At 72.0% G+C, this 14,769-nt stretch carries 10 protein-coding genes; 2 read left to right on the forward strand and 8 right to left on the reverse strand.

The genetic code is table 11. From position 1 onward, the window contains the following. Positions 1-43: 43 nt before the first annotated feature. Positions 44-1,669, forward strand: a complete 1,626-nt coding sequence (locus tag ACIOKD_RS33685; protein ID WP_402091613.1) for a hypothetical protein — start codon at positions 44-46, stop codon at positions 1,667-1,669. A 13-nt stretch (positions 1,670-1,682) separates the two neighbouring features. On the opposite strand, the gene ACIOKD_RS33690 is transcribed toward ACIOKD_RS33685, so the two are convergent. Beyond that, complete coding sequence (locus ACIOKD_RS33690) at positions 1,683-2,162, reverse strand: MarR family winged helix-turn-helix transcriptional regulator (RefSeq protein ID WP_402091615.1); 480 nt, start codon at positions 2,160-2,162, stop codon at positions 1,683-1,685. 126 nt (positions 2,163-2,288) lie between these two features. Here ACIOKD_RS33690 and ACIOKD_RS33695 point away from each other — a divergent pair, with 126 nt between their 5' ends. Next, positions 2,289-2,702, forward strand: a complete 414-nt coding sequence (locus tag ACIOKD_RS33695) for an organic hydroperoxide resistance protein (protein ID WP_107015887.1) — start codon at positions 2,289-2,291, stop codon at positions 2,700-2,702. A gap of 9 nt (positions 2,703-2,711) precedes the next feature. Here ACIOKD_RS33695 and ACIOKD_RS33700 read toward each other — a convergent pair whose 3' ends face one another. The 7 genes from ACIOKD_RS33700 to ACIOKD_RS33730 all read right to left on the reverse strand — a co-directional run bounded on the left by ACIOKD_RS33700 (position 2,712) and on the right by ACIOKD_RS33730 (position 14,762). Continuing rightward, positions 2,712-3,989 (reverse strand): hypothetical protein, encoded by a 1,278-nt coding sequence (locus tag ACIOKD_RS33700; RefSeq protein ID WP_402091617.1) that lies wholly within the window; start codon positions 3,987-3,989, stop codon positions 2,712-2,714. Continuing rightward, positions 3,986-6,208 carry a CDP-glycerol glycerophosphotransferase family protein gene (locus tag ACIOKD_RS33705; protein ID WP_402091618.1) on the reverse strand — a complete coding sequence of 741 codons (2,223 nt, stop codon included), beginning with the start codon at positions 6,206-6,208 and terminating at the stop codon, positions 3,986-3,988. The genes ACIOKD_RS33700 and ACIOKD_RS33705 overlap by 4 nt, the downstream gene beginning before the upstream one ends. A 50-nt stretch (positions 6,209-6,258) precedes the next feature. Next, positions 6,259-8,430, reverse strand: a complete 2,172-nt coding sequence (locus tag ACIOKD_RS33710) for a CDP-glycerol glycerophosphotransferase family protein (protein ID WP_402091619.1) — start codon at positions 8,428-8,430, stop codon at positions 6,259-6,261. Positions 8,431-8,647: 217 nt separating this feature from the next. Continuing rightward, positions 8,648-10,912: a CDP-glycerol glycerophosphotransferase family protein gene (locus ACIOKD_RS33715; RefSeq protein ID WP_402091620.1), complete on the reverse strand. Its 2,265-nt coding sequence runs from the start codon at positions 10,910-10,912 to the stop codon at positions 8,648-8,650. Between the two features lie 149 nt (positions 10,913-11,061). Further along, positions 11,062-11,865, reverse strand: a complete 804-nt coding sequence (locus ACIOKD_RS33720) for a carbohydrate ABC transporter permease (RefSeq protein ID WP_402091751.1) — start codon at positions 11,863-11,865, stop codon at positions 11,062-11,064. Positions 11,866-11,999: 134 nt separating this feature from the next. Next, a complete protein-coding gene (locus ACIOKD_RS33725) occupies positions 12,000-13,352 on the reverse strand; it encodes a carbohydrate ABC transporter permease (RefSeq protein ID WP_402091622.1) in 1,353 nt (450 codons plus the stop codon). A 9-nt stretch (positions 13,353-13,361) separates the two neighbouring features. Continuing rightward, a complete protein-coding gene (locus tag ACIOKD_RS33730) occupies positions 13,362-14,762 on the reverse strand; it encodes an ABC transporter substrate-binding protein (RefSeq protein WP_402091624.1) in 1,401 nt (466 codons plus the stop codon). Positions 14,763-14,769 lie beyond the last annotated feature (7 nt).

The raw sequence follows: 14,769 nt of genomic DNA on the forward strand, positions 1-14,769 counted from the left end.
TCAATCAGCCGCAAACGTCAGGTAGTAGCACAAGATCTGGCGCATGACCGTCAAGTGTTCGAGGAGGGCCGTCGACTTCGCCGTCGTCGGTGCCGTGGTCGTGCCCGGGGTCGTCATGTCCGTGATCGGTCTGTGGGGGATCGACCGTGGCGGGATGTGGCGTGACGAGGCGGTCACCTTTCAGGTGGCGCGGCGTTCGCTGCCGCAGATCTGGCATCTGCTGCACTCCGTGGACGCGGTGCACGGGCTCTACTACCTCCTGATGCACCCTGTCCTCGCCGTCCGCTGCGGCGAGGTCGCGCTGCGCCTGCCCTCGCTCTGCGCGGCCGCCGTGACGGCGGGTCTCGTCGCGGCCCTGGGGGCACGGCTCGCGCGTCCGAGGGTCGGGCTGTGGGCGGGGCTGCTGTACGCGGTGACGCCGATGGTGGGGCACTTCGCGCAGGAGGGGCGGTCCTATGCGCTCGTCGCCGCGGGGGTCGCGGGGGCCACGTTGTTGCTCGTGCGGGCGGCAGACCAGGAGGGGCGGGCTTCCGGCCGGGGGTTGGGTGTCGGGTGCGGGCCGGTGGGGGCTGGTCGCGCCGTTCCCCGCGCCCCTTGCGGGGGCTGGTGCTGGGGTGGCTACGGAGGTGTTGTCGCCCTCACTGTCCTGCTGCACGAGATGGCCCTGCTGGTTCTGCTCGCGCATGCGGCCACGCTGGCGCTCGCGCGGATGCCCCGGCGGGTGTGGTGGGCCTGGGGGCGGGCCGCCGGGGGCGTGCTTCTCGTGGTGCTTCCGCTGGTGCTGGTCTCCAGTGGCCAGGCGGGGCAGGTGGCGTGGCTCAGGGCTCCCGGCGCAGGGGCGGTCGAAGGACTCCTGCGGTCGTTCACGGGGCCGACCCCGCTGGTCCTCGGCCCGTATCTGCTGCTGATCGCCCTCGCCCTGTGCGCCCCGCCCGCCCGCCGCGGTGAGCTCTCCCTCCTCGCGGTCGCCCTCCCGCTGCTGCTCGTGCCGCCCGCGACCCTCCTCGCCGTCTCGCGTCACTGGCCGCTCTTCGACGACCGCTATGTGCTGTACGCGCTCGCGGGGGCGCCCCTGCTGGCGGCGGCGGGCGCGGACCGGCTGGCCGGGGCGGCGGCCCGCCTGCGCGGCCTGCGGGCGCGACACGTCGACGCGTACGCCGTCACCTGTCTCGGGGTGTTCGGCGTCGCTCTCGCCTTCGTCGCGCAGCTTCCCGTCCTGCGCGCGGACCGGGACCCCGCCCGTCGCCCCGACGACCTCGCCGCCGTCTCGGCCGCGGCGGCCCGGCGGATGAGCCACGGCGACCCCGTGCTCTTCCTCCCGGCGCTCGCCAGGCGCGCGGCGGTCGCCTACCCGGAGGGTTTTCGCGGTACGGCGGACATCGCGCTGCGCGAGACCGGGCCCGTCTCCGGAACCCTCTACGGACGCGAGACCGGTCCCGGTGAACTGCGCCGCCGACTCGACGGGCTCGACCGCGTGTGGGTGGTCGCCGAGCCCTACGCGCTGCGGCCCGGCTGGTCTCCGCCCGCCCCCGCCGAACAGGTGAAACTCGCCCTCGTGCGGGCGGAGTTCGTGCCGAGGGCCGAGTACGGGCGCAAGGGGTCGGTCATGCGGCTGTATGTGCGCAGATCTTCGGCGGCGGCTGAGGCGCGGGCGGCCGGCGGAGTGTGAACGTGCCGCCCGGTCACGCGCGGCCGGGGGCCTCCTCCAGCGCCGCCGCGTCCAGCGCGCCCGTGAGCCGGTCGAGCCGGGTCCGCAGGTCGTCGATCTCGGCCAGCTCGAAGCCCGTCGCGGCGGCGATCCGGCGCGGTACGCGCAGCGCCCGCTCGCGCAGGGCCGTGCCCTCGCCGGTGAGCCCGACCACCACGGACCGCTCGTCCAGGGCACTGCGCTCACGGCGGACGAGACCGGCCGTCTCCAGTCGCTTCAGCAGGGGCGACAGCGTCCCGGAGTCGAGCCGCAGGTGTTCGCCGACCTTCTTCACGGGCAGGTCGCCGTGCTCCCACAGGACGAGCATGACCAGGTACTGGGGGTAGGTGAGCCCGAGATCCTTCAGGACGACGCGGTACAGCCCGCCGAAGGCGCGCGAGGCGGCGTTCAGCGAGAAGCAGATCTGCTGATCGAGGCGGAGGAAGTCGTCGTCGGGTACGGGCGTCGTGGTCATGACCCCAGGATACCTCGGCACGTCATTCAGTTGTGCACAATTTAATTGTGTGCTCTACTTATGTCTGCAGGCGGCCGGGACCGAAGGCCGCCGACACGACTTGGACCTTTGAGAGGGATGGTTTCCATGGACGCGATCTACACCGCCGTAGCCACCGCCACCCACGGCCGTGACGGCCGCGCCTACAGCTCCGACGGGCAGCTCGACCTGCAGCTCGGTATTCCGACGGAGATGGGCGGCAATGGTCAGGGCACGAACCCGGAGCAGCTGTTCGCCGCCGGGTACTCGGCCTGTTTCGCCAGTGCGCTCGCCCTGGTGGGGCGTGCGGCGAAGGTCGACGTCAGTGACGCCGCGGTGACCGCGGAGGTGGGGATCGGCAAGCAGGGGGAGGGGTTCGCCCTCAAGGTCACCCTTCGGGTGGAGCTGCCGGAGTCCGTCGACGCGGCGACCGGGCGCAAGCTGGTCGAGCAGGCTCACCAGGTGTGCCCGTACTCGAACGCGACCCGCGGGAACGTTCCGGTCGAGCTCGTCGTCGAATAGCGCTCGTCCTCAGACGCCGGACGGGCTGGGAACCAGCCCTTCCGGCGTCTGAGGAGCGGGGGTTCGGGGGTGGAACCCCCGAGAGGTGGTCAACAACAACGGCACCCCCACCACCGCCACCAGCCACACCATCACCATCAGCCGCCCGATGGCGATGTCGGGGTGCGCGGCCATGCTCAGCACCCCCGTGCCCCCGGCCGCGACGAGCACCACCCCGAACGCGGGCCGCGCCCGAAGCGCCCCCCATGCCCCCGCCCCGACCAGCACCAGGAACAGCGGTTCGGCCAGTTGCCGGCGCAGCCACTCGACCCAGAAGTTGACCTCCAGACGGAAGAACTCCCGCCAGGGCCGCTCCCGATCGGGCCGGAGGAAGTGGTCGGTGAGCAGATCCTGGAGGCTTTCCGACTCCGAGGGGTAGTGGAGGAGCCTGGCGAGCAGGACCGTTCCCGCCGCCGCCCCCACCGTCACCTTCAGCAGCGTCTTCACGGCGTCCCCGACCGGCCGCCGCGACCTCCTCCGGTGGACGCCGATCACACAGCACGCCCCGGCGAGACACACCGCGAGGAACAGCGCCTGCGAGTGCTTCACGGCGAAGAGCAGGGCCAGCGAGAGGGCGACCACAGGACCGGCCCGCCGCCCGCGCAGCACCAGCGCGCACCCCCACAGCGCCGCCAGCGTGAGCGCCATCGTCGTGCCCTCGGTCATGGGCCGCATCGCGGTCGCGCCCGTCGGCAGCACGTAGTACAGGGCCTGCCCCGTCAGCGCGGGACCCACCGGCACGTCCAGCGTCCGAAGGATCAGGAACACCAGCACGCCCCCGGCCGCCGCCACGCACACCCCCGCCGCCCACAGCCCCCACGTCACGCCGAACACCGTGACGAACGGCAGGAGCAGCAGCGGATAACCGGGCCGCACCTCGAAGATCCGCATGAACCGCTCGCTCATGAAGGGCGCCGTCCTGCCGGACGTCTGCCCCGCGTCGAGCCGCCCGCCGACGCTCCAGTGGTAGTAGCGGTCGCACTCCGCCCGCACCCCCGGCCCCGGATCGGGGGCACGGAAGCGCCGGACGTCCACGCTGTGGTCGCGGGAGACCTTCTCGCCCCGGCTCGCGCACACGTACGCGATGCTGCGCCCCGCCGCCCGCGTCTTGTCGGCGCCGCCCAGACTCAGCGCGTACGACAGGTAGTTGCGGCTGTCGGGGGTGTCCCGGCCGGTGACGTTGGCGAGCTGGAGGCAGCCGAACAGGGCGGCGAGGAACAGCACCCACGCGGCGGGGCGAGCCGTCATGAGCGGGTCAGCGCGTCGCTCGGGGCGCCGGGCGCGGGGACCATCGGCACGGCCATGTCCTCGGCCAGCATCAGTGTCCGCACGACCCGTTCCGCGGCCCGGCCGTCGTCGTACCCGGCGAACCGTGACCGGAAGGCGGACCGCAGCCGCGCCGACTCCTCGTCCCGCCACGCGCCCGAGGCGAACAGCCGCGCCAGCTCGTCCTCGTCACGGGTGACATGCCCCGGCGGACGCTCGGTGACGTCGAAGTACGTGCCCCGCGCCGCGAGATACGTGTCCAGGTCGTAGGCGTGCAGGACGATCGGCCGGTCGAGGTGCGCGTAGTCGAACATCAGGGAGGAGTAGTCCGTGATCAGCGCGTCGGAGGCGAGCAGCAGATCCTCCACCCGCGGCTCGTCGGTGACGTCCAGGAGGAGGCCCCGCGCGGCCAGGTCCCGCAGGCCGAGACCGCGTTCGTGGTGCTGGGCGAGGGACGGGTGCAGACGGACCGCCAGGACGTGGTCGCCCGGCAGCCCCGCGATCAGCCGCTCCAGGTCGCGGGCCGGTGCGTAACCGCCCTGCCGGTGGTCCCGGTTCGTCGGCGCGTACAGGAGCAGGGTGCTGTCGGCCGGGACGCCGAGGCGCTGCCGTACGGACTCGGCGCGGCCCTCCTCCGGCCGGACCAGGCAGTCGTTGCGCGGGCTGCCCGAGCGCAGGGACGTGAAACCGCAGGGGTAGGCGCGGTCCCAGACCAGCTCGGAGTGCGGGTTCGCGACCAGGCTGTAGTCCCAGCGGTCGGCCCGCGTCAGCATCTTCGGGACGCTGAAACCACGCCTCGCGCCCGGGTACTTCAGCAGGTCCGCGCCCATCGACTTCACCGGGGTGCCCTGGTGCGTGTGGATGTGGACCGCGCCCCTGCGCTTGACCAGGTCGTTCGCCCAGTTGACGTTGTTGATCAGGTAGGTGGCGCGTGCCGTCACCCTGCGATAGGCGCGGCTGCCCGGCAGGACGTGTTCGACGCCCGGCGGCAGCGCGTCCACGTGGTTCCTGCCGACCACCCACACCGACCGGATGTGCGGGGCGATCTCCTGCGCCTTGTGGTGGATCGCGGCCGGGTCGCCGAGGACACCCCGGTGCGAGAAGGCCGAGTACACGGCCAGGTTCGGGTCGAGCGCGCGCCGCAGGACCAGGCGCCGGTGCAGCGCGAGCAGCACCCTGCGAAGCCTTCGCCGCCATACCAGCCGCCGCCTGCGCAGCCCCGCCCGCTTCACCGACGCGACGCGGTGCAGCGCGTAGAGGGCGTACGGGGCCCGTGCGAGCAGGGTGAAGGACGTCCGGGGGACGCGCGCGCCGAGCCGGTGCCCGTCCGGCCGGTACGCGCGCAGGTCCCGGGCCGCCCGCCGGTGGAACTCGGCACGCGAGGCCGGCGGTACGCGGTCCGCCTGGCGCAGGATGAAGAGGTAGTGGTCCGCCATGTGGTCGTAGAGGAAACCGCGCCACCGCTCCAGCTCCGGCCGCTCCCCGACGAACCGGAACAGCCGCTCGTACTGCGCGAACACCTCGAAGTGCTCCCGGCTCGGCGTGCGCAGCGCGTTGCCCTGGCGGCGCTGGCGGTAGTACACGCAGACCCGGTCGACGAGGGTGATCGTGCGGGCCGTCCACAGCGTCTGGTAGACGACCACCGCGTCCTCGTAGAAGCCGGTGGGGAAGGCGAAACCGCCCGCGCGGAAGAAGTCGAGGCGGTACGCCTTGTTCCACACCACCGTGAACAGGTCGAGCAGTTCCGGGCGTTCGGCGACCGTGAAGACCTCCGGGCCCGGCGCGCCGAACACCTCCGCGTCCCGGTTGCGCTTCACCGCGCCGTACCAGTGGGTGCGCGCGTAGTCGAACAGCACGATGTCCGGCCGGCCGGTGGCGTCGACGCGCTCGGCGATCACCCGCAGCGTGCCCGGTGTGTAGCTGTCGTCGCTGTCCAGGAAGAGCAGGTACTCGCCCCGCGCCAGCTTCGCGCCGTGGTTGCGGGCCGGGCCGATACCGCCGTTGACGGGCAGATGCACCGCCACGACCCGCTCGTCGCGGGCCGCGAACTCGTCGATGATCGCCGGGCTGCCGTCCGGGGAGCGGTCGTCGACGACGATCAGCTCGAAGTCGCCGTACGACTGGTCGAGGACCGACTCCAGACAGGTGCGCAGGTAGCCCTGCACGTTGTGGACGGGCACGACGATGCTGAAGCGGGGCATGGCACTTCCAGGTCCGGGAACTCGCTGGGTCGCGGGAGTACGTGAGGGCATCAGTGCGCCGGCGTGCGAGGGCGTGACACGGCGGCGGCCGGTACGGGCAGGCGCTCCCGCAGCGGGATCGGCGCGGGCAGCTCCTCCTCGGGCTGCCCGAGCAGCACCCGCCGTACGACCCGTTCGGCGGCCTGTCCGTCGTCGAACTCGCAGAACCGCTCACGGAAGGCGGACCGCAGTGCGGCGGACCGCCCGTCCGCCCACCGGCCCGACGTCAGGACCCGGATCAACTCGTCCTGCGTACGGGCGACATGGCCCGGCGGCTCGGCGAGCAGGTCGAAGTAGACGCCCCGGGTGTCCCGGTAGACGTCCCAGTCGTCGGCGTAGGTGACGATCGGCCGGTCGAGGTTGGCGTAGTCGAACATGATCGACGAGTAGTCCGTGATCAGCGCGTCCGAGGCCAGACAGACGTCCTCGGTGTCCCGCAGGGACGTCACGTCGATCAGTCGGCCGTCCGCCACCGCCTGCCGCAGACCGGCGTCGCCGTCGAGGAAGTAGTGCGCCCGCAGCAGCACCACGAACTCGTCCCCGAGCTCCGCGCAGAACCGGGCGAGGTCGAACTGCGCCGACACGTCCCGCGGGTAGTCCCGGTAGGTCGGCGCGTACAGCAGTGCCACCCGGCCCTCGGGGATACCGAGCCGTTCGCGGATCGCGGCGACCTCGCCGGGGGCCGCCGTGTAGAAGCGGTCGTTGCGCGGATAGCCGTACTCCAGGTGCGTGAAAGCGCTCGGGTAGGCGCCCGACCAGACCTCCGTGGAGTGGGCGTTGGAGGACAGGGAGCAGTCCCAGCGGTCGACGCGCCGCATCAGCCTGCCGAAGCTGCCGGTGGCCGCCGCGACGGCCCGGTACTCGATCTGGTCGACGCCCATCCGCTTCAGCGGGGTCCCGTGGTGGGTCTGGACGTGCACGGTGCCGGGGCGCTTGACCACGGCGTGCTCGAAGTTGACGTTGTTGAAGGTGTACTTCGCCCGCGCCATCACCTCCCAGTACCGCCTGCTCCCGATCACCACGCTCTCCACGTCCCCGGGCATGTGCGGAAGTTCCCGCTCCTTCACCAGGAACACCGACCGGATGTGCGGGGCGAGTTCACGCGCCTTGCGGTGGACGGCCGCCGGGTTGCAGGCGTAGCCGCGTCCCCAGTAGGCGGCGAACACGGCGAGGTTCTCGTCCAGCGGCCTGCGCAGGTACCACGCGTACAGGAGTGCGCGGCGCCTGCGCAGCGCCGAGCGGACCGCGTACGCCCGCGCCCGCGCCGTCAGCCGGCCTAGGGCCGGCAGCGCCCGGAACGCCGTGTAGCCGCCCCGCCGGAGCAGCCGGGCCCGCACTGTTCCGGCCCGGTGGCCCGCCGGGCGGTACCGCCGGTAGAGCCTGCCCGCGCGGCGGAAGAAGGCCCTCCCGCGGGGGGCGGTGGCCGCCGTGTCCAGCACCTCGGCGAAGAGCTGCGTGAAGAGGGCGCGCGCCCGGTCCTCCGGGAGCCCCTGGGCGGCGGCCCGGTCCAGCACCAGCTCGACCTGGTCGAGGAGTGCGGTGGCGGGGGGTTCGGAGCGCGTGCCCGCCGACGTGCCGCCGCCCCGCCTGCGTTCGGGACGCCGTACGCACACGGTGGGCAGTGCGGCGGTCCCGCCGGCCGCGAGCGCCACGAGACCGGAGCAGCCGAGGTCCGTGTACCGGCCCTCGGGGAAGGCGAGCCCGTGCTCGCGCAGGAAGGCGCGGCGGTAGACGGTGGCCCACACCGGCAGCCGCACGTCGGCTGGGTCCCTGCCCTCGAACAGCTCCGCGACCGGCTCGCCCTCCCACCACGGCACGCGCTCGTGGCCCAGGCGCAGGACATCGACCTCGGCCCCGGTGCCGGGCTCGGCCTCGCCGGTCCCCCGCAGCCGCGCGCCGATCCCGGCCAGCGACCCCGGCGTCAGCGCGTCACCCGCGTCCAGGAACAGTACGTACGTCCCGGTGGCCGCCCGTAGTCCGGCCTCGCGGGCACCGGTGACCCGGACGACCCTGGAGTCCCGCTCGGCGTACTCGGCGACGAGCGCGCCCGCGGGCGAGTCCGGGTCCGCGCAGGCCGCGATCAGCTCGAAGTCGGTGAAGGACTGGGCGAGCACCGGGTCGAGGGTCGTGGGGAGCCGCCCCGCGACGTCGTGGACGGTGACGATGATGCTGAAGCGGGGCAAGGAGACATCCATGGGTCGGCTCGGGTCGGGTCGGCTCGGGTGTACTGCCGGGAAACGGCCGAAGGGGTGACGCGGTTACGCCGGATGCTGCATACGGGGGACCGGACGTCCACGGACCACTGCTGAGGCCTGCCGGCCGGTTCGCGACTGCTTCACGGGCCTGTTCCCGACCGGCTTCCGGGCGGCCGGCCACGCCGTCCGGAAGCCGGTCCGGGGGTCAGGGCGTGTCGACGACGGGGGCCGGGGCCCCGGGTGCCGGGACCGGGGCGAGTGAGGTGACGGGGGTCCGGGACGCCGCGGACGGCACCGGACGGCGTTCGTCCGGCGGCACCACCGCGGGCAGCCCGGCCGTCTCGCCGAGCACGACCCGGCGCACGATCCGCTCGGCGGCCCGGCCGTCGTCGTAGGGGCAGAACCGCTCCCGGAAGGCGGCCCGCAGCTGCGCGGAGCGCGAACCGCGCCAGTGGCCGGTCGCGAAGATGTCGATCAGCTCGTCCTCGGTGCGGGCGATCGCGCCGGGCGGGAGGGTCCGCAGGTCGAAGTAGGTCCCGCGGGCGGCCTCGTACGCCTCCCGGTCGTCCGCGAGGATCACGATCGGGCGGTCGAGGCCCGCGTAGTCGAACATCAGCGACGAGTAGTCGGTGATCAGCACGTCCGAGGCGAGGCAGAGCGACTCGACGCTCGGATGGTCGCTCACGTCGATCAGCCGGCCGCCACCACGGGCCAGCGGGGTCCCGTACGAGGGATGGGAGCGGGCCAGCAGGACGAACCGCGGGCCGAGGCGGCGCAGCACCCGCTCCAGATCGAGCGCGGTGCGCTGGGTGCGGCGGTAGTCGCGGTGCGTCGGCGCGTACAGGACCGCCACCGTGCCGTCGGGGATGCCGAGCGACTCGCGCAGCCGGGCGACCTCCGCCGAAGTGGCCCTCTGGAAGACGTCGTTACGGGGCTGGCCGTACTCCAGCATCGTGTACGCGGCCGGGAAGACGCGCTCCCAGACGAGCGTGGAGTGGCGGTTGCCGGACAGGCAGTAGTCCCACCGGTCGGCGTCGCGCAGTACCTCGGCGAAGTCGGTGTCCCGCGCCGCCGCCGGACGGTCCTGGAGGTCCAGGCCCATGTGCTTGAGGGGCGTGCCGGCCTGCGTCTGGACCAGGATCTGGCCGGGCCGCTTGACCAGCCGGCGGTCGAAACCGGCGTTGCCGACGACGTACTTGGACCGGGCCAGGGCCGTCCAGTACGCGGCGGAACCCGGCGTCAGCCTGCGCGTGCCCGTGGGGATCGTGTGGTGGAAGCGGGGGTCCGCGACCCACGCGGTGCGCATCCCCGGGGCGTGCGTGCGGAACGCGGTCTCCAGCGCCCCCGGGTTGCAGCCGTGACCGCGCCCCGCGTGGCCCGCGAACACGGCGCGGTCGGCCCGCACGGGCAGCAGACGCTGGACGCCGTAGTGCAGCCGCAGCGAGGCCGTCCGGACCCCGCGGGCCAGCGCCTTGGCGAGCCGCGCGGCACGTCTCTTCAGCCGCGTCGCCGTCCACAGGGCGAGGTAGGTGCGATGGCTGCCGAGGCGTACGAGGGCGTGCCGCAGCCGGTTGCGGGAGGGGACGCCGGCCTCGCGTACCCGGTAACGGGCGTAGTGGGCGCGGGCCTTGCGCAGGAACGCGGCGCGGGAGCCGCGCGGCAGCCGGTCGCGCTTGAGGAACACGGCCGACAGATGGTCGACCATGCGCTGGAACAGGACCGGCCGCCAGCGCGCCAGCTCGGGGTGCGCGTCGAGATGGGCGAAGACCCGGTCGTACTGGTCGAAGATGTCGAAGTGCCTGGCGCTGGTCGTGCCGAGGATGTTCCCCTGCCGCCGCTGCCGGTAGTGGACGCAGACCCGGTCGAGCGTCGCGATGGTCTCGGCGGCCATCAGGACCGGGTACGTCCAGGGCGTGTCCTCGTAGTAGCCGGGCGGGAACGCGAACCGCTCCCGCTCGACGAACTCCCGGCGGTACGCCTTGTTCCACACGACCATCAGGACGTCCAGGAGCCCCGGCCGGTCGTCGAGGCGGAACGGCGCAGGACCCTCCTCGTGGAGCTGCCCCGCCCGCACGTTGCGGACCGTCTCGCCCGACCAGAACGTGCGCGCGTAGTCGTAGACCAGGACGTCCGGATCGCCGGTCTCCTTGATGCGGTCGGCGATGTCCCGCAGCGCGTGCGGGGTGAGGCTGTCGTCGCCGTCCAGGAAGACCAGGTAGTCGCCGGTCGCGGCCCGCATACCCGCGTTGCGGGCCCGCCCGAGGCCCACGTTCTCCTTGAGGTGGACGGCCCTCACCCGCGGATCACGGGCCGCGAACTCGTCGGCGATCGCACCGCAGGCATCCGGCGAGCAGTCGTCGACAGCGATCAACTCCAGGTCGGTGAACGACTGTTCCAGAACCGAGGCCATGCACTCGTGCAGATACGCCTGGACCTGGTACGCGGGGACAATGACACTGAACCGGGGCAAGGGACATCCATGGGTCGGCGCGGCCATATTGCCCGGCAACGGCCGAAGGGGGTACGGGGTTACGCCAAATGCGGCATGTGGGGGACCCCGGGACGGCGCGAAGGGGCGGACCGGCACCGGCCCGCCCCTCAACTCGCCTGTCGCGGCGGCTACTTCACCGCACCTGCCATCACTCCGGACACGAACTGCCGCTGGAACGCGAAGAACACGGCCAGCGGGATCACCATCGAGATGAACGCGCCGGGCGCGAGCGTCTCGATGTTGCCGGAGAACTGCCGGGTCTGCTCGGTCAGCGCGACCGTCAGCGGCCGGGAGCCGGAGTCCGAGAAGATCAGCGCCACCAGCATGTCGTTCCACACCCACAGGAACTGGAAGATGCCGAGCGAGGCGATCGCGGGCGCGCCCAGCGGCAGGATCACCGTCGCGAACAGCCGCATCTCGCCCGCCCCGTCGAGCCGTGCCGCCTCCAGGAGTTCGCGGGGGATCTCCGCGAAGAAGTTGCGCAGCAGGAAGATCGCGAACGGCAGGCCGAAGCCCACGTGGAAGAGGACCACGCCGATGACGCTGCCGAAGATCCCCAGGTCGCCGAAGAGGTCGGCCAGCGGGATCAGGGCGATCTGGACGGGCACCACCAGCAGCGCCACCACGGCCACGAACCACCAGTCGCGGCCCTTGAAGTCCATCCAGGCGAAGGCGTATCCGGCCATGGCGCCGATCATGACGACCAGGACGGTGGCCGGCACCGTGATGTACACCGTGTTGAGCAGGGAGTCGGTGATCTCCTCCTTGCCGAGCAGGGTCGAGTAGCTCTCGGTGGTGAGCTGGGACGGCTTGCTGAAGACGTCCCACCAGCCGGAGGCGGCGATGTCGGTCGGGTCCCGGAACGACGAGGCGAGCAGGCCCACCGTCGGCGTCACCCACAGCAGCGCGACCAGGATCAGGAAGACCCGCATCGCACCGCCGCCCGCGACGCTCGCGAGCCGGGAGACCGGCGAACGCTTCGGCGGACCGGAGGCGTCCACGGCCACGGACGGTTCCCCGGGGCCCCCGGAGTCCCCGGGCCCCTTCAGAGGTACGGAGGGTGCGGTCACCGTCGGCGCTCCCTTCGCAGTCGGCGGATGTTGACGATCATCACCGGCATCACCAGGAGCAGCAGGACGATGCCGATCGCGCTGCCGAGCCCCTGGTTGTTGCCGCCGCCGAAGGACGCGTTGACCAGTTGCAGGGCCAGCACGTTGGCCTCGTCCTTGCTCGGCTGCGGAGCGATGATGAAGACCAGGTCGAAGATCTTCATCACGTTGATGATCAGGGTGATCAGGACGACGACGAGGACCGGCGCGAGCAGCGGGACCGTGACCCGGCGGAAGACCTGCCACTCGTTGGCCCCGTCGACGCGGGCCGCCTCCAGGAGATTGCGGTCCACCCCGGCCAGCCCCGCCGCGATGAGGACCATCGCGAAACCCGCCCACATCCAGGCGTACGAGCCGATGATGGCGGGAGTGACCAGACTCGGGCCCAGCCAGTCGACGCCGTTGTAGGGCTCGGCGAAGTTCGAGGACGGCAGCCGCAGTTGCGCGCCCGCGGCGGACGCCGGCAGCGTGAACGTACCGTCGGCGCCGGCCTTCGCCGAGGCCACCACCTTGCCGTCCTTGACCGCCTCGACCTCGATGCCCGGCAGTGCCTTCTCACCGGCGTCGATGGCACCCTTCGCGCCGCCGCCGCCCAGCTTGAAGTCCAGCCAGACCGTGCCGGACACTCCGTCGCCCGAGGACTCGGCGGCCTTGGCGTCCCCGGGACCGCCCGGCACCTTGTTCGGGGCGATGCCGACCAGCGGGATCAGAGCAGGGGAGCCCGCGTCCACCGTGCCCGTGGAGGTGAACGCGCCCCCGCCGGACGCCTTGAGGTCGCTCTCGGCGGACGGTCGCGCCTTCGGATAGACCGACGACTCGGCGAACGTGTCGTGCACGCCCACCGCCACGGCGTTCGCGACGCCCTGGTCCGGGTCCGCCTCGTACACGAGCCGGAAGATGATGCCCGCGGCGAGCATGGAGATCGCCATCGGCATGAAGATGACGAGCTTGAACGCCGTCGACCAGCGCACCCGCTCGGTCAGCACGGCGAAGATCAGACCGAGCGCGGTGACCAGCGCCGGGGCGACCGCGACCCAGATCGCGGTGTTCTTGACAGCGGTGAAGGTGGCGTCGTCGCTGAACAGGTCCCCGTAGTTCCCGAGACCCACGAAGCCGGAACCGTCGGCGTCGTACAGACTGCGCCAGACCGAGTACCCGATGGGGTAGACCACGAGCGCGCCGAGCAGCACGATCGCCGGCAGCAGGAACAGACCCGCCACCCACCACCGCGTACCGATCACACTCTTGCGTTTGCCGACGGGGGGCACCGGGTTCGCCGGGCCCCCCGCCGTCGCGACCTGCGCCGACATCGGTGGCCGTCAGCCCTTGTAGGCCTTGGCGGCGGACGTCTCCAGCGCCTGCTGCGCGCCCTCGACGTCCGAAGGGGTCTTCAGGAAGTCCTGCAGCGCCTTCCACTCGCCCGTGCCCTCGGTACCGCCGAAGGCGGCCGGGGCCTGGTCGGACATGTCGAAGCGGAAGGAGTCGCCCGCCTTCAGCAGGGCCGTGCCGATGTCCCGCGCCACGTCGTCCTTGTACTTGTCCGTGTTCATCTCCTTGTTGGGGGAGATGAAGCCGCCCTGCGCCGCCCAGATCTCGGCCGCGTCGGTCGACGCCAGGAAGGTCAGCAGGGCCTGCGAGCCCTTGTCGTCCTTCAGCGCCACCGCCACGTCACCGCCGCTGACCACCGGCGACCGGTCGCCGACCGCCGGGAACGGGAACACCTTGGCGTCCGTGCCGACCTCGGCCTTCGTGTCGGCGTTGATGTTCGCCGCGACGAAGTCGCCCTCGAAGACCATCCCCGACGGGGTGTCACCGGAGAAGGTGTTCGTCACCGACTTCGGGAACTCGGTGCGCAGCGCGCCGGCCTTGCCGCCCGCGATCAGTTCGTCCTTGCCCCACAACTGGGCCAGCGTGGTCAGGGCCTCCTTCACGGACGGATCCGTCCACTTGATCTCGTGCTTGGCCAACTGGTCGTACTTCTCCGGGCCCGCCTGCGAGAGATAGACGTTCTCGAACCAGTCGGTGAGCGTCCAGCCGTCCTGCCCGCCGATGGACACCGCGGGCGAACCCGCGTCCGACAGGGTCTGCGCGGTCTGCACGAACTCGTCCCACGTCTTCGGCTCCGCCGTGATGCCGGCCGCCTCGAACGCCGCCGTGTTGTACCAGACCAGCGACTTGTTGGCGGCCTTCGCGTAGACGCCGTACTGCTTGCCCTCGAAGGCGCCCAGCTCCTGCCATCCCTTGGAGAAGTTCTTGTCGAGCTGTGCCTCGGCCTCGGCGCCCATCGGCTTGACCCAGCCCTTCTCGGCGAACTGGTGGAGCACACCGACCTGCGGCAGGAACGCCACGTTCGGCGGCTTGCCGCCCTCGATCTTCGTGCCGAGGAACGTGGAGGTGTTGTTGCCGGTCGGTACGTAACCGACCTCGGCGCCCGTCCGCTTCTCGAACTCGTCCAGGACAGCGGTGAAGTTGTCCTGCTCGGGCCCGGTCCAGACGGCCGCGACCTCAAGCTTCTGGCCGTCGAGCTTGGGAAGCTGAACGCTGGAGGCGGCGCCGGTCCCGGTGTCGCCGCCGTCGCCGTCCTTGTCGTCGTCACCGCCGCATGCCGTGAGCGTGAGTGCCATCGCCCCCGCGACGACGGCGGCCGCGGCCTTCGCGGCCCCGCTCCGCCTGTGCGACCTGCTGATACGAAGAGTGCTGCTGCGAGTGCTGCTGCGCATGGTGTGC

Origin of the sequence: Streptomyces sp. NPDC087844, from assembly GCF_044742785.1 — a bacterium.
Classification (GTDB): domain Bacteria; phylum Actinomycetota; class Actinomycetes; order Streptomycetales; family Streptomycetaceae; genus Streptomyces.

Excerpts from the sequence above, each read along its gene's own strand:
- ACIOKD_RS33685 (WP_402091613.1), top strand. The coding sequence starts at position 44 with ATGACCGTCAAGTGTTCGAGGAGGGCCGTCGACTTCGCCGTCGTCGGT.
- ACIOKD_RS33690 (WP_402091615.1), bottom strand. The coding sequence starts at position 2,162 with ATGACCACGACGCCCGTACCCGACGACGACTTCCTCCGCCTCGATCAG.
- ACIOKD_RS33695 (WP_107015887.1), top strand. The coding sequence starts at position 2,289 with ATGGACGCGATCTACACCGCCGTAGCCACCGCCACCCACGGCCGTGAC.
- ACIOKD_RS33700 (WP_402091617.1), bottom strand. The coding sequence starts at position 3,989 with ATGACGGCTCGCCCCGCCGCGTGGGTGCTGTTCCTCGCCGCCCTGTTC.
- ACIOKD_RS33705 (WP_402091618.1), bottom strand. The coding sequence starts at position 6,208 with ATGCCCCGCTTCAGCATCGTCGTGCCCGTCCACAACGTGCAGGGCTAC.
- ACIOKD_RS33720 (WP_402091751.1), bottom strand. The coding sequence starts at position 11,865 with ATGCGGGTCTTCCTGATCCTGGTCGCGCTGCTGTGGGTGACGCCGACG.
- ACIOKD_RS33725 (WP_402091622.1), bottom strand. The coding sequence starts at position 13,352 with ATGTCGGCGCAGGTCGCGACGGCGGGGGGCCCGGCGAACCCGGTGCCC.
- ACIOKD_RS33730 (WP_402091624.1), bottom strand. The coding sequence starts at position 14,762 with ATGCGCAGCAGCACTCGCAGCAGCACTCTTCGTATCAGCAGGTCGCAC.